Origin of the sequence: Alishewanella sp. WH16-1 (genome assembly GCF_001441695.1) — a bacterium.
GTDB classification, from domain to species: Bacteria; Pseudomonadota; Gammaproteobacteria; order Enterobacterales; family Alteromonadaceae; genus Alishewanella; species Alishewanella agri.
Genome location: NZ_LCWL01000003.1, coordinates 40,681 through 60,947 on the forward strand (window position 1 = coordinate 40,681; position 20,267 = coordinate 60,947).

Sequence of the window (20,267 nt, forward strand, 5' to 3'; positions counted from 1 at the left end):
TAACCGCGGATTCAGATAGTTGGGCTAAGCTTAATCCGTTCAGGGTCAAGCAGACCGCGTTAAAGGAGAACTGTAATGTGGATTCGAACTAGTTTGATGGTGTTATTGCTGTGGGTATTGCAAGGCTGTGCTGCCGGCATTAATGCCACCCCGGCAGAACAGCGTGCTGCCATCACTGAGATGCGCCAGCAGGTACTCAACGACCTATACCGCGAAAAAACCAGTGCTCGGGCGGAAGTGGCGGCGGCTCCCGGTTATGCGGTATTTAGCAATGCTAATGTCAATCTGATTCTGGCGAGTTTTGGCGGCGGCTATGGCGTGGTTCGCAATAATCGCAGCGGTGCCGATACCTATATGAAAATGGGCGAGGTTGGCGTCGGTCTGGGAGCGGGTGTCAAAGACTTCCGGCTGGTACTGGTGTTTCATACTGAGCGGGCGCTACAACGCTTTATTGAACAGGGCTGGGCTTTCGGCGCTCAGGCCGATGCTGCCGCCAAAGCCGGCGATAAAGGCGCCGCGGTTGGCGCCGAAGCCAGTGTCGATGAGGTGACTATTTATCAGTTTACCGAAACGGGGCTGGCATTGCAGGCCACCATTAAAGGCACCAAGTTCTGGGTCGATGATAAACTAAATTAGGTGTCCGGGGTGACAGAGGCGGCCGCTAACGCGGCCGCGATTTGCAACAACAGTTAATATTGACTGTAGCTCTGTAAAAACTGGCCGAGGCGGCTAATCGCCTGGGTCAGTTGTTCTTTATGCGGCAGCGTGACAATACGGAAATGATCCGGCTCTGGCCAGTTAAAAGCCCGGCCATGCACCAGTAGTACCTTATGCTGGCGCAGAAAATCCAGTACAAAGAGCTCATCGTCCTGAATCCGGTATTTTTTAAGATCGATCTTCGGAAACAGATACATTGCCCCCTTGGGGCGCATACAGCTGATGCCATCAATTTCGGTCACCAGCTTGTGCGCCAGATCCATCTGATCGTATAAGCGTCCACCCGGTACCACCAGCTCATTAATACTCTGATAGCCACCCAGTGCCGTTTGCACCGCATGTTGACAGGGTACATTGGCACAAAGCCGCATCGATGCCAAAATATTCAAACCCTCAATATACTGCCGTGCCGCCTGCTTGGCGCCGGAGATAAATAACCAACCGATGCGAAAGCCGGCGATGCGGTAATTCTTCGATAAGCCACCAAAGGTCAGCATCACCAGGTCATCGGCCAAGGCCGCCGTGCTAACGTGCTCAGTACCGTCATACAGCACCTTGTCGTATATCTCGTCACTTAGCACCACCAGTTTATGTTCACGGGCGATTTGCAGTAATTGCCGTAAAAATGCCGCGTCATAGACTGCACCGGTCGGATTATTCGGATTGATTAGCACTAGGGCGCGGGTTTTTTTGCTGATCTTTGCCTTGATATCATCCAGTGCCGGCAACCAATCCTGCTGCTCATCACAGAGGTAATGGACTGCCTTACCACCCGCCAGATTCACCGCCGCCGTCCACAGCGGGTAGTCCGGCATTGGCACCAGTACCTCATCACCGTTGTTCAGCAGTGCCTGTAATGACATCAGGATCAGCTCAGAGACGCCGTTACCGATATAGACATCATCCGCATCGGCACCCAGAATGCCACGCTGCTGGTAATACTGTGCAACGGCGACCCGCGCCGGGTAAATACCCTGCGAGTCGGAATAACCCTGGGCGGTTGGCAGGTTATGGATCACATGCTTGAGAATTTCATCCGGCGCTTCAAAGCCAAAGGGCGCCGGATTGCCAATATTTAATTTCAGAATGCGGTGGCCTTCCTCTTCCATGCGTTTTGCTTCGCGTGCCACCGGGCCACGAATATCGTAACAAACTCCATCCAGTTTATTTGACCGTTCTACCGCTTTCATTTTGTTCGCCTGACTCTTCAATTTGGGGTTGTTTATCCATCCAGACCGCTAAAGCTGCCCAGTGCAGTGTTTATCAGTAAACAAATATTTGCAATATTTTCAGGCAATAAAATACAAAAAAAGCCGACTGCGAACTTTTTGTTCGAATCTAAGCCTTATAGGCGGTAGAATATGCGGCTATTTTGGGTTTAACTGAAACGATCTGTTGCTTTAAAAGGTGGTGAATGCTCTTAATCCGTAACCTGATTCTGGTGCTGTTTTGGCTGTTAGTGGCGGTGGCTACCTTTAGTCCTTTTAGTGAACTGGAACCAGTAAAAGAGCCTGAAGCACTGGAGGAATGGCAAATTCCAAGCCGGCTAACCGCCTTATCGGATGCCGACCAAAAGAAGTTGTTGCAGCGGCTCGCTTATCCGAAGGCAGCGATCCCAAAGCAGCCGTTACCTGATTTCAATACCATCGCGAATGTCGATCGCAAGAAACAAGCGTTTTTTGACTATCTGAGGCCGCATGTCAAACGCGAAAATCAGCGTTTATTGTGGTTACGTGAACAGCTGCTGGAGATTGCCGAGAAAAAGCAGAAAAACTTAAGACTCAGCATTGAGGAATATGCGTTTCTGTATAGCTTGTATGACGAGTTTAAGTTAGACGTGGCAGAGACGGATCAGGAAACCCTGGCTGAGCTATTACTGCGGGTAGATGTGATCCCGGAAAGTTTAGTCTTAATGCAAGCAGCAAATGAGTCTGCCTGGGGCACCAGCCGTTTTGCCATAGAGGGTTATAATTTCTTCGGCCAGTGGTGTTTTCGCGAGGGCTGTGGCCTGATCCCGCTAAACCGGGCCGAAGATCAGTTTCACGAGGTCGCGAAATTCGACAGTCCGGCAGCCAGTATCCGCAGTTATTTTTATAATCTGAATACCTTTCATACTTACGAGCAGTTGCGGCAGATCCGCGCACAACACCGTGCTGAAAACCGGCCTCTGCGTGGTGAAGCCCTGGCACATGGTTTGAGTGCCTACTCTGAGCGCGGTCATGAATATATCGAAGAAATTACCGCGATGATTCGTTTTAACCGTCGTCTACTGGAAGATTAAGCGATAAAAAAGCCTGCTCAACTGAGCAGGCCTGGTGTTGCTGCCGTAGCCTGTTACGCTCAGCTTAATTCCACTGCCTGATGCACAATTAACTCGTCATCTTCCTGCTCGAAACCTACTGGTACGCTAGGTACTGCAACCTTATCAAAGGCGGTATCACCATCGCTGAGCAGAGCGCTTTCTTTGCTAATCGCCGCAAAATCAAACAGCGTTTTATCGGCCAGATGGGACGGCACAATGTTCTGCATTGCCTGAAACATGGTTTCAATCCGGCCCGGGAAACGTTTATCCCAGTCCTGCAGCATTTCTTTTACCACCTGCCGCTGCAACCCGTCCTGTGAGCCACAGAGGTTACACGGGATAATCGGGAAAGCCTTGGCTTGCGAATATTTTTCGATATCCTTTTCTTTGCAGTAAGCCAAAGGCCGGATCACGATATGTTCGCCGTTATCACTGATCAGTTTGGGCGGCATCGATTTCATCTTGCCGCCATAAAACATATTTAAAAACAAGGTTTCCAGCATATCATCGCGGTGGTGGCCGAGGGCGATTTTAGTTGCGCCCAGTTCTTTGGCAGTGCGGTACAAAATACCACGGCGCAGGCGTGAACACAGCGAGCAGGTCGTTTTGCCCTCTGGGATCTTTTCCTTGACGATGGCATAGGTATCTTCAGTAACAATTTTAAAGTCGACGCCAATGGCTGTCAGATACTCTGGCAGCACATGCGCCGGGAACCCCGGTTGTTTCTGATCAAGATTCACCGCCACAATACTGAAATTAATTGGCGCCGATTGTTGCAGATTCAGCAGAATATCCAGCAGGGTATAAGAGTCTTTACCGCCGGATAAACACACCATCACCTTGTCGCCTTCACTGATCATGCCAAAATCAGCAATGGCCTGGCCAACGTTACGGCGCAGCCGTTTGTGCAGTTTATTCAGATTGTATTGGGCTTTCGCTTGCGCGGCGTGAGACATCATTAACTACCAGACAGAAAAAAGGCGCACATTATACCCAAGGGTGCGCCTACGCAAAAGAGGAATAGGATCCTGCTCTAGGATTTCTCCAGCGGACAGACAAAGTTTTCCGGTTTTAACGCCAAGACATCGCAGTCCAAACGGTCAATCACATGCTCGGCGGTATTGCCGATAATGGCAGCCGATAAACCGGTTCGGCCGATGGTACCAATTAATACCATTTCCGCATCCAGCTTCCGCGCTAGTTTCGGGATCACATCTTCTGGCATACCCTCCAGCACATGACACTGGTCCGCCGGAATCGCATAGTCATCGGCGAGCAGCTTGACGGCTTCTTTATGGTGGCGCTGCATAGTGCTGTTATATTCCTGCGGATTAAACTCCGGGATTTCGATGGCGATATTAACCGGCGTACCCGGATAGGCATTGACCAGATGTACCTTGGCGTGCAGCAATTCAGCCATTTGTAACGCTTTAGTAATTACGCGTTTATTTAATGATTTATGATGTTCTTGTTCGCTGCCGGCATTAACTGCGGCGATAATATTTCCTTGCTCCGGCCAGGCGTGTTCTTTTACCAGCAATACCGGGCAGGGACACTTGCGTAAAATATGCCAGTCAGTTGGGGTAAAAATCATCGATTTCAGTACGTCATGATCATGAGTACCTTTAATGACTAAGTCGAAGTTATGCTCCAGTACCGCCTTGACCACGGCTTCGAAAGGTCTGTTGTGCCAAACCACCTGTATCGCAATGTCGAGCCCGGCGGCCGTTGCCGGTGCTAATAAACTGCTAAGCCAGATTTCACGATCCTTAATCACCGCTTGTTTCATGGCTTCGCGCTCATCACCGGACAACATGGTGGTCATTTCGTAAGAGAACTCGTATACCGACAGAAAGGCCGTTAATTTACCGCCTTGTTTGCGGGTTAGTTCCAGCGCACGATCCAGCGCTTTTTGCTGTTCCGTAGTTGGATCCAGTACCACTAAAACATTGTTGTAAATCGACATAATATCTCCGGCTATCCATTCTAACTCACCTAAGTGTAGTCAAAATAACCGGAGTTGGTAGCGGGGCCTTTGTGTTAAATCAATAAACAAGCAACAAAGTTAAAGCGGCGTTGCGGCGCAATAGGCGTTGTTGCTTTACTGAAATCAATATGGGGGGTTAGCAATTCCCTGCCAGATTATTTAGTGCCGACGCATCAAGAATGGTAATCAGTTTACCGTCGACATCAATAATCTGATCTTTATGCAGTTTACTCAGCAAACGGCTGATGGTTTCCACGGTTAAGCCCAGATAATTACCGATATCACTGCGGGTCATCGTCAGACGGAAAGCCTTAGACGAAAAGCCCCGGTTACCGTAGCGTGATGCCAGATGATTGAGGAAGGTCGCCAGTTTTTGCTCGGCAGTTTTCCGGTTTAACAACAGCAACATTTGCTGATCTGCCTGAATGTCCTGGCTCATCAGCCGCATCATTTGTTGCCGTAATTTGGGCAGTTGATCTAATAACAGTTCGAGATTATTGAACGGGATTTCACAAATCATTCCGGTTTCCAGCGCTTCAGCGTAACTGACGTGTTGCTGGGTGTTGATCGCATCAAAACCGATAATATCGCCGGGCAAATGGAAGCCGGTAATTTGTTGCTCACCCTGTTCGGTCAGGGTAAAGGTTTTAAAGGATCCGGTACGCACGGCGAACAGCGATTTTAGTGCGGTGCCACTTTCAAACAGAATATCGCCTTTATGCAGCGGGCGTTTACGCTGGATAATGTCATCCAGCTTGGTCATTTCCTGATCGTTAAGTGAAAATGGCAGGCACAGCTGGCTAAAACCACAATCCTGACAATTAATCGCCGAGCGTTGCATCGAATGGATCCTAAAGTCCCTAATATGACTGCTAGCTTAAAAAACTAACCTCTGCAAAGCAAGCCATATCGTATAAAAGCCATAGATAGCCAGTATAGCCGCAGTCGCATAACGAAACAGCATATTTGCTTTGAGCTGACGTAAGGCGTTGGCTGCGCTGCCAACGGCGAGAAGAGCGGGCAGGGTACCGATGCCAAAGCCAAGCATCAGGGCGGCACCCTTTAGCGCACTGCCGCTGGCCAGACTCCAGCTTAAGGTGGAGTAAACCAGGCCACAGGGCAGAAAGCCCCATAACAGGCCATAGCGGTAAGCTTTGCTGGCGGAATCCAGTGGTAACAGCGCTTTGCTCAGTGGCTGTAGCCGCTGCCATAGGCCCTGACCAACCTTTTCTAATCGGGTTAAACCAAACCAGAGCCGGCTAATGTACAGCGCCATGGCAATCAGCAGCAAGCCGGCAAGCAAACGCAGCCATAGCATGGATGCCCCGGTCACTTGCATCGCCGTAATACCAAAATAGCCAACCAGGGCGCCGAACAAGGCGTAAGTCGTTAAGCGTCCGGCACTGAGTAACAATGGAAAGTACCAGCCGTGACGGCGTTGTTCTGCCGGTACACTCAGTTGTAAGGCACTGGCGATACCGCCGCACATTACCAGGCAATGACTGCTCCCCAACAAACCAATCAGTATAGCGGCGAGAAAATCAGGGCTCATCTTGGCGCGACGGGCTGTTATGGTTTGGCTGCTGGCGCGGGTTGTCAGACTGCACCTGCTGCTTATCCTCATCAAACAGGATGCTTAAGCCTTCTTTTTCCAAATCTTCAAACTGTTTTGAGCGTACCGCCCAAAAGAAAATCCAGATACCGATGGCGACAAATAAAATGGCAATCGGGATCAGTACATAAATAATGCTCATTTCTTCAGTAACCTTAACGAGTTAGATACCACCAGCAAGGAGCTGAAGGACATACCAATCACGGCAATATAAGGTGATACAAAGCCTGCTACCGCCAATGGAATAATAATCAGATTATAGCCTACCGACCAGCCAAGGTTTTGTTTGATGGTACGGGCGCTTTGTTTACCACCGGCAACTAAATCTAATACCAGGCTGACATCTGGCTTTAACAGCACCACATCGGCCTGGTTTTTTGATAAATCCGCGCCTGAGTGCACGGCGACAGAGATATGGGCGGCATTAAAGCCAGGGCTGTCATTAATGCCATCGCCAAGCATTAAGACTTTATGGCCATCGGCAATCAGTTGCTGGATCTGCGCGACTTTTTGCTCTGGCGAGCAGCCCTTTACCATAAAATCTAACTGCAGCTGCTGGCTGATCTGCTCTGCTTGCTCAGAGCTGTCGCCGGTCAACATGCCTAAACGATAACCCTGTTGCTGCAGTTTGGCGACCAGTGCCGGCACTTCCGCCCGGATCTGATCACTCAGCTCTACCGCAGCAATCGGCTCGCCATCGATCACCAGATATACCATCGCATTGCTGACTTCGCTCAATTGACAAAACGCCGCACTGCCGACTTTAAGCTGTCGTTGTTGCCAGCTGCCACTGATCCCAGCGCCAACGGCGACGCTCACCTGCTGCAGTTGCAATGGTTCGGTCAGATACGGAGCAAAGGCCCGGGCGATGGGATGCTCGGAATAGCGCTCCAGATTGGCAATGAAATTCAGCACCTCAGCTTCACCGTATTGCGTACTGAGTAAGGTGACCTGGCAGACACTAAACTGGCCTTCGGTAAGGGTACCGGTTTTATCGAACACGATATGGCTGATTTCTGGCAAGGTTTCCAGCGCCTGAGAATTTTTAATCAGGATCCCCTGACGGTTTAAGCGTGCTAAGGCACAGGTAATAGCGGTGGGGGTTGCCAGGCTGAGTGCACAAGGGCAGGTGGCAACTAAGACCGACAAGGTAACCCAGAATGCCCGGTCCGGGTTCCACCAGAAATACCATAAACCAAAGGTCAATACCGCTATTACCAGTAAGCGTTCGACAAAGTATTTTGCCAGCTGGTCAGTTTTTTCCACCAACCGCGGTTTTTGATTTAGCGTCTGCTGCTGCAACTGGATAATCTGGCCCAGGCGGGAGTGTGCCAAGGCCTCGCTAACGCGAATTTTCAGCAAACCATCATGATTGATACTGCCTGCCAGTACTGTATCGCCGGGCCCTTTACTAATGGGCCGGTATTCACCGGTTAGCATCGATTCATCAACCGAGCTTTGCCCCTCTGTGACGATACCATCAGCTGGCAGGGTTTCGCCGGCTTTGACCAGGATCAGATCGTCAGGTTGCAACCGGCGCGCCGAGGCACTGGTTGGGCCCTGCTCAGTTAATAAAGTGGCGGTGACCGGCATAATCTTTAGCAGGTTGCTGGTGGCCTCTCGTGCCTGGGCCCGGGCGCGGTATTCAAAAAACTTACCCAACTGCAGCAGAAAAGTAAACATACAGACCGATTCAAAATAGACTTCACCGGTATGAAACAGCGTGGCATAAGACGAGGCGAAAAAGGTATACCAGAGCGCCAGACTAACCGGCACATCCATATTCATCTGCCTGGCTTTAATGCTGCGCCAGGCACTGAGAGTGAAAGGTTTGGCGGCATAGAGCAGCACCGGTATGGTCAACAGCATACTGATCCAACGCAGATAGCCTTCATGCGAGGCTTCGATACCCGTGTATTCGCCAAAGTACAGTGCGAAGGCCAGCATCATCACTTGCATGGTGAGAATGCCCGATACCGCCAATCGTTTCAGATAGCGGTTTAATTCCTGTTTAAAGGTCTGTTCTTCCTGATCGGCAACAAAAGGACTGGCCTGATAACCCAGCTCAGAGATTTGCCGTAAAATGCCGCTTAATGGCAGCTTATTGCTGTCCCAACTGACCGACGCACGTTGGGTAGAGGCGTTAACCGTAACCTTGGCAATGTCTGGCAGTTTTTTCAGTTGCTTTTCAATTAACCAGGCGCAGGCAGCGCAGCTCATGCCGGATAGTGACAATTCCAGTTCAGTTAAATCGCCATGCTGGCGGCTGATATCGGCCAGTACGTCTGGCTGATCAAAGTTGGCTAACTGGTTGGCAAGCTCGTCGGGCAGGGCGGTAACTTTAGCCGCGGCTTCGGTACGGAAGCGGTAATAGTCTGCCAGGCCATTATTAATAATGGTATCGGCAACCGCCTGGCAACCTGCGCAGCAAAAAAACTGCCGGTTACCATCGATATGCAGGGTAAAACGCTCGCCGGTAGCTACCGGCTCATGGCAATGGAAACACTGCAGGTCGCCCAAGACGCCTCTTCCTTAATCAATACAGATAACAGTGATTATTTATAACCCAGTTTAATTTCCTGCTCAGCCGGCAGCACCAGATTGGCTTTGAGTCGCCATTCATTGGACGCATCCGATACGGTTAAGCGCCAACGACCATCTGGTGTCAGGGGTAGGGTGGCAACATAAAGTAGTTCACCACTGCGTTCTGCATCGACAGCAAAATCCCGGGCGCCGAGGGTTGGATGATAAAAGTCTAAATGAATGCTGTCGCCCAGCACCGCATTTTCGGCAAAGCGCACTACGGCTCTATTGCCGGCGACCAGGATGCTGGCATCCAGATTACGCAACGCCGCTTCACGGTACTTGGCAAGTTGCAAGTTGATACTTTTACCCGCCGCATAATAATCATCAATGACGACTTCCGGTTTGTGTTGTTGCATCACTACCACGGTATGCACCGCTTTTAGCGCCGTCAAAACCGGTATCGCAATTAATACCCAGGGCCAGACATATTTATACCAGGGTTTGGTATCCTTTTGCATTCGTAACCTCATTATAAAACTAAGCCCCTGTACGGGGCTTAGATTCTATCAGAACATCCTGCCTGGTGTTAGCGCAGGTCTTCCGGATTCGCTAAGCGATAAACATAGGCTGTCAGGATATGTACCTTGTCTTCACCCAGTGTTTCTTTAAAGGCAGGCATCACACCGTAACGGCCATTGCGCAGCGTTTCTTCGATATCCCGGGCAGAGCCGCCATATAACCAGATATTATCAGTCAGGTTCGGCGCACCAAACGGCAGATTGTGGGCGACGCTACCGCGGCCATCAGCGCCATGACAGGCGGCACACATACCAAACTTGGCTTTACCGGCTTCGGCGTCTTTTTCATTGACGGCGCGACCGGAGAGTTGCAGCACATAGGCAGTCATTTCTTTGATGCCCTGGTCGCCCAGTGCGGCTTCCCAACCTGGCATTGCGGCTTTACGGCCGTACAGCAAGGTTTCTTTGATCTTATCTGGCGTACCGCCATATAGCCAATCGTTGTCTGTCAGGTTCGGGAAGCCTCGTTGACCGCGGGCATCTGAGCCGTGACATAGCGCACAGTTTTGCAGGAACAAGCGCTGACCGATTTTCAAAGCTTCAGTGTCATAAGCCAGATCCAGTACATCACGCTTGGCGAAAGCTTGGAATACCGGGCCATAGACTTCGTCGGCTTTGGCGTTTTCTACGTCCAGCTGCACGTGACGGCCTTCAGCACGAGCCAGCTCAACCGCCTGCCGTGACTCTTCCAGCGACTTAATGCCCTGATTGGAGCTGGTCCAACCGAGGAAACCTTTGTAATTTCCCAGACCCGGATAAGCAGCCAGATAGAACACTGACCAAATCAGGGTGGCAAAGAACATATAGGTCCACCATTTTGGCAGTGGGTTGTTGTACTCTTTTAAGCCATCAACTTCGTGATCAGTAGTCTGATCTTCAGGTACGCCCACGAAGTTTTTCAGGTTCCACAATAACAGCACTAAACACAATACCAGTACCGGTATGGTCAGTACCCAAATCCAAAGATTCCAGAAGCTACTCATGCTCCTTCTCCCGTTTCGAATGTTGTTTTCCGGATTCCGGTTCGTCGTCAAATACTAAGTTAGCGGCTTCTTCGAAGTCAGACTTACGTTTTTTGCTGTAAGCCCAAATCACAAACGCCACAAAGCCAACGAACAGGATCACTGTCAGAATGCTGTGAACTGTTGCAAATTCCATAACCGTTACTTCAGCGCTGTGCCCAGTGATTGCAGGTAGGCAATCAGGGCTTCCATTTCGGTTTTACCTTTAACTGCTTCTGCAGCACCGGCGATATCTTCATCGGTGTAAGGTACGCCGAAACTCCGGAAAATCTCCAGCTTACGGGCCGTGTACTTGCCGTCCAGAATGTTGGTATCTAACCACGGGTAAGCCGGCATATTCGACTGTGGCACCACCGAGCGTGGATCCATCAGGTGCGCATAATGCCAGTCATCACTGTAACGACCACCCACACGGGCCAGATCCGGACCAGTACGCTTTGAGCCCCACAGAAACGGATGTTCCCATACGCTCTCACCGGCAACCGAGTAGTGACCGTAACGTTCTACTTCAGCGCGGAACGGCCGAATCATTTGGCTGTGACAGTTGGTGCAGCCCTCACGGATAAACACATCCCGGCCTTCCATCTGCAGGGCAGTGTATGGCTTCAGGCCGTCAATTGGCTGGGTGGTTTCATCGAGAAACATCAGCGGAGTAATTTGAACCAGCGTACCAAAGCTGATGGCGATAATGGTGAAAATGCCCAGTAAACCAACGCTTTTTTCAATTTTTTCGTGATGATTTTTTGACATTTGGCTCTCCTTAGGCGGCGGCTGCAGCAGGTTGGGCTGCTGGTGTTTTACTGCTTACTGTCTTGTAGACGTTGTAAGCCATCAGCAACATACCGGCGACCACGAAGGCACCACCAATAAAGCGCATCAGATAGAACGGCATCGAGGCTTCCAGGCTTTGGACAAAGCTGTAAGTCAAAGTACCGTCAGTGTTAACTGCGCGCCACATCATGCCTTGCATAATACCGCTGATCCACATTGCTACGATGTACAGCACCACACCAATAGTGTGCAGCCAGAAGTGGGTGTTAATCAGTTTTAAGCTATACATTCCGTCTTTGTTATATACCGCCGGGATCAGGTGGTACATAGCACCGATAGAGATCATCGCAACCCAGCCCAGCGCACCCGAGTGCACGTGACCTACGGTCCAGTCAGTGTAGTGTGACAGTGCATTCACGGATTTGATCGCCATCATCGGGCCTTCGAAGGTCGACATACCGTAGAATGACAGCGATACAATTAAAAAGCGTAAGATGGGGTCGGTTTTCAGCTTATGCCAAGCGCCTGACAGCGTCATAATACCGTTGATCATGCCGCCCCAGCTTGGTACGAACAGCACCACAGACATCACCATACCTAAAGACTGGGTCCAGTCAGGCAGGGCAGTGTAGTGCAGGTGGTGTGGACCGGCCCAGATATACAGTGCAATCAGCGCCCAGAAGTGGACGATTGACAGCCGGTAAGAATACACCGGACGACCTGATTGTTTCGGTACGAAGTAGTACATCATACCCAGGAAGCCAGCGGTTAACAGGAAACCTACCGCGTTGTGGCCGTACCACCACTGCACCATGGCATCTACCGCACCGGCGTAAATTGAGTAAGACTTACCCAAATTCAGCGGGATCACCATGCTGTTGACGATATGCAGCGCGGCAACGGTAATAATAAAGCCGCCATAGAACCAGTTCGCGACATAGATATGGCTGGTTTTACGTTTAGCCAGAGTACCGAAGAACACGATAGCAAAACTGACCCAAACGATGGTAATCAGCACGTCAATTGGCCACTCCAGCTCGGCATATTCTTTGCTCTGGCTCAGGCCCATTGGCAGGGTAATCACGGCAGCGATAATAACCGCTTGCCAGCCCCAGAAAGTAAACATGGCGAGCTTTTCTGCAAATAACCGAACCTGACAGGTTCGTTGCACCACATAATAACAGGTGGCGAATAAGGCACTGGTACCAAAGGCGAAGATAACGGCATTGGTATGGAGAGGACGAAGACGGCTGTAGGTCAGCCAAGGCGTATCAAAGTTAAGCGCCGGCCAGTATAACTGGGCTGCAATTAACACTCCCACCGCCATGCCGACAATACCCCATAATACGGTAGTGATGGCAAAGAGGCGGACAACGCTATAGTTGTATTCAACATTTAACGGTTTGGTCTGGCTCATGTTGAGTTCCGCTGCAGTTTTGCTGGTTACTAAAATACCACCTGAAGGTGGCCCTTCTTGTTATAAATGGATACGTCCGCTGGATGAGGCCATCGCAGTTGGTTGTACCCACTTTATTTGGCCCGAATGATAAGGCCTTTACCCCATAAAAGATAGGCAAAGCCGCCTATTTTATGATGTAGAACAAAGTCGCTGTTCAATTTTCAGGCAATTAGGCCTGTTGCTGGTTTTTTGCCTGTTGTTAGCGCTAAGATAGCCACTTCTACGAGTTTAGCAGGCATTACCCTGAGATGAAGTTTGCAGTGAAGTTAGTGTTGTGTTTCATTTTTTTATTTGTACTGCAGGCTTGTACACCCGCTGCTAATGATAACAGCCAGCTGACCCTGCTGCAAACCGCTGACCTGAGTGTACAAATCAGTCCGGCAACAATACCGGTAGAAAGCCCGCTGACGCTAACGGTGAAAACAAACCTTGATATTCAGCAACTTAGTGGTGAAATTCGCGGCATTTCGATGTATATGGGGCGGATCCCGTTACACTGGCGTAAGGTCAGCGACACAGAGGGCACCGTCTGGCAAGCGGAGTTTTTGCTCGGCGCCTGTACCGATCCGCAAATGCGTTGGCAGTTGACGCTGACTATGGCAACCGTCAGCGGGCAGCAGCAACTGCAGCTGATCGATTTTACCTCAAGCTGGTAAGTCGTTGACTCAGTTGTAAGGCAGCTGGTTGGTTTAAATCCAGTTTTGCGGTTTCAACACAAACAAACTGCTGATAACTGTTTTCCGCTAAATCCGGCAGCGCTTTGCTGCGCTCCCGCCATGGATTCCAGACCACAGTAGCATCCTGGCCCTGTTGGCTGATGTTTAACTGCTGTGCGCCACTTTGCAACAACAGCTCTGCCGCAGGCTCCGGATAAACCCGATCAATTTCCCGCTCAAAGCGAAGCGGCGCAGTGCTTTCTACCCGTTCGCCGCCCAGCGTTTTATCCAGATAGGTGCTGGGTAAAGGACTGACACTGGTGTCTGACAGTGACGGTACCGCAAAATAACTGTGTAACGCAGCTTGTTGCAGCATCGGCTCGGCACAGTCCAGCTGTAAAGTCAGAGTGTCTGCGGTCAGCTTCAGCGTCAGGTTTAGCGTTACGCTGTTATGCAGTGTCGGGATATCATCGACATCGATGCTTAACGTAACCAAAGCGTGCTGTGTCGACGGCTCCGCCTGCACCTGACGCCACAGTCGGTTACGCACTAAGCCATGGTTGGGTAGTTTAGCCGCGCTGATATTAAACGGCTTGCCCGCCGGGCCAAACCAGGGCCAACATACCGGCACGCCGCCGCGGATCGCTTGTTGCTGTTGCCAGACCGCTTTCGGGGATAGCCACAGCAGCTCCCTTCCGGGCGCTGGCTGATAGGATAACAACTGAGCGCCATACAGCGAGATCACGGCCGAAGCTTCGCCACAGACTAATTTCAGGCAGGGCAGGTCAGTTAAATGGGCAAAGCCGGTCTGAGTACTGATTTGCGATAGTGTCTGCGACATCCTGATTCCTTATTACTCGCTCAACGGGTGGTAAAATAACGTGCTAAATCCACTGCCTTAAAATGCATACAGCCAGCAAAAGCTGGCTGTAGTGATTAGCAGGAGACAATTAGAACTTCATTAGCTCTACCGTGTTATCCAGCATACGGTTACTAAAGCCCCACTCATTATCGTACCAGCTCATCACTTTGACCAGCCTGCCCAGTACCCGGGTTTCCGTGGCATCAAATACCGATGACATTGGGTTGTGGTTAAAGTCAATCGACACCAGCGGCAGATCGTTCACCGACAGCACTTCGCTCATTGGGCCGCTGCTGGCGGCCTTACGGATAATATCGTTCACTTCTTCAGCAGTGGTATCGCGGCCAGCAATAAAGGTCAGGTCGACTAAAGATACGTTAATCGTTGGCACCCGTACGGCCAGGCCATCAAATTTGCCTTTTAGCTCTGGTACCACTAAACCGACAGCAGCAGCGGCGCCGGTCTTGGTCGGGATCATCGACATTGCCGCGGCGCGGGCCCGGCGCACATCAGTATGATAAACATCACTTAAGCGCTGATCGTTAGTGTAGGCGTGGATAGTGGTCATTAAACCGGATTCAATACCCAAGGCTTCATACAGTGGCTTGGCAACCGGCGCCAGGCAGTTAGTGGTGCAGGACGCATTAGAGATAATGTTCATTTCTGGCGTCAGGATCTGATGGTTCACGCCGTAGACCACAGTGGCGTCGACATCTTTACCCGGTGCTGAGATGATGACTTTCTTCGCACCGGCCGTTAAATGGGCGCCTGCGGTTTTACGATCGGTGAACAGGCCGGTACATTCCAGTACCACATCGACTTTCAGCTCGGCCCACGGCAGCTCGGCCGGATTACGCACGCTGAGGGTACGGATTTCGTCATTGTTCACATAGATGGCTTTGTCATCGTGGCTGACGTTGGCAGCAAAAATACCGTGCGCGGTGTCGTACTTTAACAGGTGGGCGTTAATCGCCGCATCGCCGAGATCGTTGATGGCTACGATCTTAATGTCATAGCTTTTGCTGCTTTCATACAGTGCCCGCAGCACATTACGGCCAATCCGGCCAAAACCATTAATCGCAACACGAATAGTCATAAGAACCCCGCTGTTAAAGTGTTAAACTGTTTGAAAACGTATTCATCAGGTATTTTGTAGTAAAATTACATTATTCATGGCAATTTTCAAGCTTAAAAGCATTTTTGTTGCTGATTTTGTAATTTAATGACATAAATGACCATGACAAGCAGCAAACCGCTCCTTACAATAGAGTGCTCGTTAGCATAACAAGCATGCAGACTCTATTTTAGGCACATAAAAATAAGGATTTCCAATGGACGCCGCCTTACTCGCCGAACTGATTGCCTTTAACGGCATTGAAACCACCTTTAATGATGCCTGGGGGCAGCCGTGTCAGGTCAGCGAGCCGGATCAGTTAGCGCTGCTCAGTGCCATGGGATATCCGGTGCAGGATGAAGCCGCCTGTCGCCAAGAGCTGTTACAGCGGCAACTGGATTACTGGCAACAACTGATCGCGCCGGTATCGGTGCAGCAGCAAGATGAGCAGGGCTGGCAGCTGGAAGTGATGGTGCCACTGGCGCTGGCGAATACCGATTTTACCCTGACGCTGACTACTGAGCAGGGCGCAACACAGCAGTGGCCACTGCTGCCGGTAGATGGCGAGCTGACACAGGTGGTGGTGTTAGAGGGCGAAGAGTATCAGCAGTATCTGCATCATATCGCCTACCCATTAACAGCCGGTTACCATCAGCTGGAGCTGCGCTGCAGTGGTACCGATTTACTGGTCAACCAGCAACTGATTATCAGCCCCGGCCATTGTTATCAACCGGCAGAGTTTAGCCAGCGCAAACAGTGGGGTAGCGCGATCCAGCTTTATGCGCTGCGCTCGGAGCGCAACTGGGGGATCGGTGATTTTAGCGATCTGCAAACGCTGATCCGCTATCTGGCGAAGCAGGGGGCAGATTTTATTGGCCTTAACCCCATTCATGCGCTTTATCCGGCCTTAGCGGATAATGCCAGCCCCTATAGTCCGTCGTCGCGGCGCTGGCTCAATATTATTTACCTTGATGTGACCGCCACACCTGGCTTTAACGATAACGCCGCGCTACAGGCTCATCTAAAGCAACCTGCGGTGCAACAGGCAATAGTGGCAGCGCGGCAGCAGGACTGGGTCGATTACCCGGCCGTGATGGCGCTAAAGCTGCCAGCATTAAAGTTGTGTTATCAGTGGTTTATCGACAACAAAGCGTCGCAGCCCGAACTGGCTGCCGCCTTTGATGCCTTTAAAGCCGCCGGCGGCAACAGTTTAGCGCAGCTGGCGCTATATGATGCGCTGCATGCCTGGCTGTATCAGCAAGACAGCCAATACTGGGGCTGGCCCAACTGGCCAGAGCAATACCGGGATCCGGACAGCGACGCCGTGCGGAAATTTGCTGCTGAGCACGCAGCTGAGCTGGATTTTTACGTTTATCTGCAATTCCTGGCGCAGCAGCAGCTGGCAGAGGCCCAGCAACTGGCAACAGCACAGGGCATGTTATTAGGTTTGTATCGTGATTTAGCGGTTGGCGTTAGCGAAGCCTCGACCGAGATCTGGGGGAATCCTGAGCTGTATTGCCGTGACGCCAGTGTCGGTGCGCCGCCGGATCCATTGGGGCCGACCGGCCAAAACTGGGGTTTGCCGCCGATGAAGCCGTTTCAGCTGTACCAGCAGGGCTATCAACCTTTTATTGAGCTGTTGCGTGCCAATATGCAGCATGCCGGTGCGCTGCGGATTGACCATGTGATGGCACTGCTGCGGCTATGGTGGGTACCAAAAACTGCGGCTAATGCCGGCTCGGGTGCCTATGTTTATTACCCTATTATGGATCTGCTGGGCATTCTGGCGCTGGAAAGCCACCGCCAGCAGGTGGTGGTTATTGGCGAGGATCTGGGCACAGTACCAGAGGGCATCCGTGAGTTACTGCAGCAATTCGGTATCTATTCCTACCGGGTCTTCTTCTTTGAAACCGCGCCGGATGGCGGCTATATTTCGCCGGCACATTATCCGCTGCAGGCGATGGCGACCTTAAGTACCCACGATTTGCCAACCTTAATCGGTTTCTGGCATTGTGAAGACTTAAAACTGGGCCAGCAACTGGGCTTGTATCGCGACGAAGGCCAACTGCAGCAACTCTATCAGCAGCGCCATGCCAATAAACAGCGTATTTTAGATTCGCTGCACGGTCATGGCCGCTTACCGGCTGATTACCCGCGTAGTGTTGACCATCTAGCTATGGACCGAACGTTAAATTTCGCTATGCAGCAGCATCTGGCCGCCGGCGCCCAGCAGCTGTTATGCCTGCAAATTGAAGACTGGCTGGAAATGACTCAGCCGGTGAATGTGCCCGGCACCAGCAATGAATATCCAAACTGGCGGCGCAAATTGAGTCAGCCGCTGGAGCAGTGGACGCAAGAGCCGCATATTGCCGCCTTATTGCAGCAATTAACGGCGCTGCGACGCCAATAAATAAGCCGCTGTAAGGCCCGTTCAGGTAACTCTCAGACATTTTATTAAGGACAGAATCATGACTGCACAGCTGTTAACCGAAGCCCGTTTAAATCAGCCGTTTGGCTTTTTAGGTTGGCAGCCGCGAATGCAGGACGGGAAAGTGCGTGGTTTGTTGCTGCGCTGCTATCTGCCGCACGCCAGCGCGGTCAGTGCTTTCGATAGCAAAACCAATAAACTGTTAGGTGAGTTAACGCCCGATAGTAGTTGTCCCGGCTTATTTGTGCTGGAGTTACCGACCAAGCGTAAGGCGGTGCCCTATCGGTTACAGGTTACCCAGGGCCGCTATCAGCACCAGTTGTTTGACCCTTATCAGTTTACCGAGCAAGCTTATTATGCGGTGCACTTTGTACAGCATCAGCCGGAAAATCTGTACCGGCAGCTTGGTGCTCAGCTGATTGAATTGGATGTCGCCGGCAAACGGCTGCCGGCAACCCGTTTTGCCGTCTATGCCCCTCATGCCAGCAGTGTCAGTCTGGTCGGTGATTTTAACCAGTGGGATGGCCGCTGCCATCCGATGCAACGCACCGACTGTGGCCATTTCGTGCTGGTGCTGCCGGAAGTTGCCGCCGGCGTGCGTTATAAATTTGAAATTAAAGATCAGCATGGTCATCTGTTACCACACAAGGCTGATCCGCTGGCCTTTTATGCTGAGCAATATCCGTCGCATGCCTCGTTGGTTTACGATCATCAGCAGTATCAGTGGCAGGATCAGGCCTGGCAAAACCGCACCACGCCGAATCCGTATCAGAGCCCGATGAGTATTTATGAAGTGCATCTGGGCTCCTGGCGCCGCGGGCCGGACAATCAACCGCTTAATTACCGTGAGCTGGCGGCGCAGCTGATCCCTTATGTACTGGATCTGGGCTATACCCATATCGAACTGTTACCGGTGATGGAGCATCCGTTTGATGGTTCCTGGGGCTATCAGCCACTGGGGCTATTTGCCCCCACCTCGCGTTTTGGCCATCCGGATGATTTTAAAGCCTTTATCGATGCCTGCCATCAGGCCGGTATCGGCGTTATTCTGGACTGGGTACCGGCGCATTTTCCGGAAGATGGTCATGGTTTAGCCCGTTTTGACGGCTCGCATCTTTATGAATACGCCGATCCGCGCCGTGGCTGGCACCCGGACTGGAATTCCTGCATCTATGATTTTGGTAAGGATTATGTGCGCCAGTTTTTGGTAGCCAGTGCGCTGTATTGGCTGGAGCACTTTCATATCGATGGTATCCGTGTTGATGCGGTGGCCTCGATGCTGTATTGGGATTACTCGCGTAAAGCCGGGGAATGGATCCCGAATATCGACGGCGGCAATCATAACTATGAAGCCATTAGTCTGTTTCGCTGGCTTAACCGCGAAGTGTATAGCAAGTTCCCTAATGCGATGACCATTGCCGAGGAATCGACGTCTTTTCCGATGGTGTCACGGCCAACCGATATTGGTGGCCTGGGCTTTGGCTTTAAATGGAATATGGGCTGGATGAACGATAGCCTGCGCTATATCAGTAAAGACCCTGCCTACCGGCAGTACCATCATAATGATCTGACCTTTTCGATGGTGTATGCCTATAACGAGAATTTTATTTTGCCGTTATCGCACGACGAAGTGGTGCATGGTAAAGGCAGCTTATTGCAAAAAATGCCGGGCGATGAGTGGCAGCAGGCGGCGAACTTACGTGCCTACATTGCCTTTATGTACGCGCACCCGGGTAAGAAAATGAATTTTATGGGGAATGAGCTGGCGCAAAGCCGCGAATGGAATCATACCCAGAGTCTGGACTGGCAGCTGCTAAGCTATGATAAGCACCGTGGGGTACAGCAGCTGTTCCGCGATCTGAACCTGACTTATCGGCGCTGCGCACCGCTGTATCAGCTAGACTATGAGCCAGCGGGCTTTGGCTGGCTGGAGCATCAGGATGCAACCCACAGTACGGTGAGCTTTTTCCGGCAGGATGCGGCCGGCCAGCGTATTTACGTGGTCAGTAATTTTACACCGGTGCCACGCGAGCATTTTGCGCTTGGCGTGGCGGAAGAGGGCGAGTTTGAAGTGATCCTCAATACCGATAGTGAGTATTTCTGGGGCAGTAATTATCCGGTGCAGCAGCAGGTACTGGTCAGTATTGCCGAAGCCTGGCAGGGCCAACCTCGACGGCTGAGCTTGAATTTACCGCCGTTGGCAACCCTCTATCTACGAGTTAAATCTTAGGAT

19 protein-coding genes are annotated in these 20,267 nt (G+C 51.3%); 5 read left to right on the forward strand and 14 right to left on the reverse strand.

The features are described from left to right. Window positions 1-75: 75 nt before the first annotated feature. Entirely contained in the window at window positions 76-636 is a 561-nt protein-coding gene (locus AAY72_RS00805; protein ID WP_057785197.1) for a YSC84-related protein, read from the forward strand. Between the two features lie 53 nt (window positions 637-689). Here the strand turns inward: AAY72_RS00805 and AAY72_RS00810 are convergent, their stop codons facing one another. Further along, window positions 690-1,907, reverse strand: a complete 1,218-nt coding sequence (locus AAY72_RS00810) for a pyridoxal phosphate-dependent aminotransferase (protein ID WP_057785198.1) — start codon at window positions 1,905-1,907, stop codon at window positions 690-692. A gap of 224 nt (window positions 1,908-2,131) precedes the next feature. On the opposite strand from AAY72_RS00810, the gene AAY72_RS00815 reads away from it, so the two are divergent. Further along, the gene (locus AAY72_RS00815) at window positions 2,132-2,998 is read left to right on the forward strand and encodes a glucosaminidase domain-containing protein (RefSeq protein ID WP_008983274.1); all 867 of its coding nucleotides are present in this window, start codon (window positions 2,132-2,134) and stop codon (window positions 2,996-2,998) included. A gap of 59 nt (window positions 2,999-3,057) precedes the next feature. Here AAY72_RS00815 and ttcA read toward each other — a convergent pair whose 3' ends face one another. From ttcA to ccoN, 11 genes are all read right to left on the reverse strand, one after another. Beyond that, window positions 3,058-3,975: a tRNA 2-thiocytidine(32) synthetase TtcA gene (ttcA, locus tag AAY72_RS00820; RefSeq protein ID WP_057785199.1), complete on the reverse strand. Its 918-nt coding sequence runs from the start codon at window positions 3,973-3,975 to the stop codon at window positions 3,058-3,060. Between the two features lie 77 nt (window positions 3,976-4,052). After that, complete coding sequence (uspE, locus tag AAY72_RS00825; RefSeq protein WP_057785200.1) at window positions 4,053-4,985, reverse strand: universal stress protein UspE; 933 nt, start codon at window positions 4,983-4,985, stop codon at window positions 4,053-4,055. A gap of 157 nt (window positions 4,986-5,142) precedes the next feature. Next, window positions 5,143-5,847 carry a fumarate/nitrate reduction transcriptional regulator Fnr gene (gene fnr, locus AAY72_RS00830; RefSeq protein WP_057785201.1) on the reverse strand — a complete coding sequence of 235 codons (705 nt, stop codon included), beginning with the start codon at window positions 5,845-5,847 and terminating at the stop codon, window positions 5,143-5,145. Window positions 5,848-5,883: 36 nt separating this feature from the next. Continuing rightward, the gene (locus AAY72_RS00835; protein WP_057785202.1) at window positions 5,884-6,558 is read right to left on the reverse strand and encodes a sulfite exporter TauE/SafE family protein; all 675 of its coding nucleotides are present in this window, start codon (window positions 6,556-6,558) and stop codon (window positions 5,884-5,886) included. Then, window positions 6,548-6,760, reverse strand: coding sequence for a cbb3-type cytochrome oxidase assembly protein CcoS (ccoS, locus tag AAY72_RS00840; RefSeq protein ID WP_057785203.1), 213 nt, complete (start codon window positions 6,758-6,760; stop codon window positions 6,548-6,550). Before ccoS ends, AAY72_RS00835 begins: the two co-directional genes overlap by 11 nt. Continuing rightward, entirely contained in the window at window positions 6,757-9,138 is a 2,382-nt protein-coding gene (locus tag AAY72_RS00845) for a heavy metal translocating P-type ATPase (RefSeq protein WP_057785204.1), read from the reverse strand. The genes ccoS and AAY72_RS00845 overlap by 4 nt, the downstream gene beginning before the upstream one ends. Before the next feature lie 35 nt (window positions 9,139-9,173). Further along, complete coding sequence (locus AAY72_RS00850; RefSeq protein ID WP_057785205.1) at window positions 9,174-9,662, reverse strand: FixH family protein; 489 nt, start codon at window positions 9,660-9,662, stop codon at window positions 9,174-9,176. 68 nt (window positions 9,663-9,730) lie between these two features. Further along, window positions 9,731-10,705, reverse strand: coding sequence for a cytochrome-c oxidase, cbb3-type subunit III (ccoP, locus tag AAY72_RS00855; protein ID WP_057785206.1), 975 nt, complete (start codon window positions 10,703-10,705; stop codon window positions 9,731-9,733). After that, window positions 10,698-10,880 (reverse strand): cbb3-type cytochrome c oxidase subunit 3, encoded by a 183-nt coding sequence (locus AAY72_RS00860; protein ID WP_008983283.1) that lies wholly within the window; start codon window positions 10,878-10,880, stop codon window positions 10,698-10,700. Before AAY72_RS00860 ends, ccoP begins: the two co-directional genes overlap by 8 nt. A gap of 5 nt (window positions 10,881-10,885) precedes the next feature. Further along, on the reverse strand, window positions 10,886-11,494 hold the full coding sequence (ccoO, locus tag AAY72_RS00865; RefSeq protein WP_008983284.1) for a cytochrome-c oxidase, cbb3-type subunit II: 609 nt from the start codon (window positions 11,492-11,494) through the stop codon (window positions 10,886-10,888). A gap of 10 nt (window positions 11,495-11,504) precedes the next feature. Then, the gene (gene ccoN, locus AAY72_RS00870; RefSeq protein ID WP_008983285.1) at window positions 11,505-12,932 is read right to left on the reverse strand and encodes a cytochrome-c oxidase, cbb3-type subunit I; all 1,428 of its coding nucleotides are present in this window, start codon (window positions 12,930-12,932) and stop codon (window positions 11,505-11,507) included. Window positions 12,933-13,222: 290 nt separating this feature from the next. Between ccoN and AAY72_RS00875 the strand changes: the two genes are divergently transcribed. Beyond that, window positions 13,223-13,630 carry a hypothetical protein gene (locus AAY72_RS00875; RefSeq protein ID WP_008983286.1) on the forward strand — a complete coding sequence of 136 codons (408 nt, stop codon included), beginning with the start codon at window positions 13,223-13,225 and terminating at the stop codon, window positions 13,628-13,630. Here AAY72_RS00875 and AAY72_RS00880 read toward each other — a convergent pair. Together AAY72_RS00880 and gap are read right to left on the reverse strand one after the other, a co-directional pair. Beyond that, entirely contained in the window at window positions 13,614-14,471 is an 858-nt protein-coding gene (locus AAY72_RS00880; RefSeq protein WP_057785207.1) for a D-hexose-6-phosphate mutarotase, read from the reverse strand. The two genes, AAY72_RS00875 and AAY72_RS00880, sit on opposite strands and share 17 nt — an antisense overlap. Window positions 14,472-14,580: 109 nt before the next feature. Beyond that, a complete protein-coding gene (gap, locus tag AAY72_RS00885) occupies window positions 14,581-15,588 on the reverse strand; it encodes a type I glyceraldehyde-3-phosphate dehydrogenase (protein WP_057785208.1) in 1,008 nt (335 codons plus the stop codon). A gap of 235 nt (window positions 15,589-15,823) precedes the next feature. Between gap and malQ the strand changes: the two genes are divergently transcribed. Continuing rightward, window positions 15,824-18,016 (forward strand): 4-alpha-glucanotransferase, encoded by a 2,193-nt coding sequence (gene malQ / locus AAY72_RS00890; protein ID WP_057785209.1) that lies wholly within the window; start codon window positions 15,824-15,826, stop codon window positions 18,014-18,016. A gap of 55 nt (window positions 18,017-18,071) precedes the next feature. Beyond that, window positions 18,072-20,264 (forward strand): 1,4-alpha-glucan branching protein GlgB, encoded by a 2,193-nt coding sequence (gene glgB, locus AAY72_RS00895; protein ID WP_369815325.1) that lies wholly within the window; start codon window positions 18,072-18,074, stop codon window positions 20,262-20,264. Window positions 20,265-20,267: the final 3 nt, after the last annotated feature.

Excerpts from the sequence above, each read along its gene's own strand:
- AAY72_RS00805 (WP_057785197.1), top strand. The coding sequence starts at position 76 with ATGTGGATTCGAACTAGTTTGATGGTGTTATTGCTGTGGGTATTGCAA.
- AAY72_RS00810 (WP_057785198.1), bottom strand. The coding sequence starts at position 1,907 with ATGAAAGCGGTAGAACGGTCAAATAAACTGGATGGAGTTTGTTACGAT.
- AAY72_RS00815 (WP_008983274.1), top strand. The coding sequence starts at position 2,132 with ATGCTCTTAATCCGTAACCTGATTCTGGTGCTGTTTTGGCTGTTAGTG.
- ttcA (WP_057785199.1), bottom strand. The coding sequence starts at position 3,975 with ATGTCTCACGCCGCGCAAGCGAAAGCCCAATACAATCTGAATAAACTG.
- uspE (WP_057785200.1), bottom strand. The coding sequence starts at position 4,985 with ATGTCGATTTACAACAATGTTTTAGTGGTACTGGATCCAACTACGGAA.
- fnr (WP_057785201.1), bottom strand. The coding sequence starts at position 5,847 with ATGCAACGCTCGGCGATTAATTGTCAGGATTGTGGTTTTAGCCAGCTG.
- AAY72_RS00835 (WP_057785202.1), bottom strand. The coding sequence starts at position 6,558 with ATGAGCCCTGATTTTCTCGCCGCTATACTGATTGGTTTGTTGGGGAGC.
- ccoS (WP_057785203.1), bottom strand. The coding sequence starts at position 6,760 with ATGAGCATTATTTATGTACTGATCCCGATTGCCATTTTATTTGTCGCC.
- AAY72_RS00850 (WP_057785205.1), bottom strand. The coding sequence starts at position 9,662 with ATGCAAAAGGATACCAAACCCTGGTATAAATATGTCTGGCCCTGGGTA.
- ccoP (WP_057785206.1), bottom strand. The coding sequence starts at position 10,705 with ATGAGTAGCTTCTGGAATCTTTGGATTTGGGTACTGACCATACCGGTA.
- AAY72_RS00860 (WP_008983283.1), bottom strand. The coding sequence starts at position 10,880 with ATGGAATTTGCAACAGTTCACAGCATTCTGACAGTGATCCTGTTCGTT.
- ccoO (WP_008983284.1), bottom strand. The coding sequence starts at position 11,494 with ATGTCAAAAAATCATCACGAAAAAATTGAAAAAAGCGTTGGTTTACTG.
- ccoN (WP_008983285.1), bottom strand. The coding sequence starts at position 12,932 with ATGAGCCAGACCAAACCGTTAAATGTTGAATACAACTATAGCGTTGTC.
- AAY72_RS00875 (WP_008983286.1), top strand. The coding sequence starts at position 13,223 with ATGAAGTTTGCAGTGAAGTTAGTGTTGTGTTTCATTTTTTTATTTGTA.
- AAY72_RS00880 (WP_057785207.1), bottom strand. The coding sequence starts at position 14,471 with ATGTCGCAGACACTATCGCAAATCAGTACTCAGACCGGCTTTGCCCAT.
- gap (WP_057785208.1), bottom strand. The coding sequence starts at position 15,588 with ATGACTATTCGTGTTGCGATTAATGGTTTTGGCCGGATTGGCCGTAAT.
- malQ (WP_057785209.1), top strand. The coding sequence starts at position 15,824 with ATGGACGCCGCCTTACTCGCCGAACTGATTGCCTTTAACGGCATTGAA.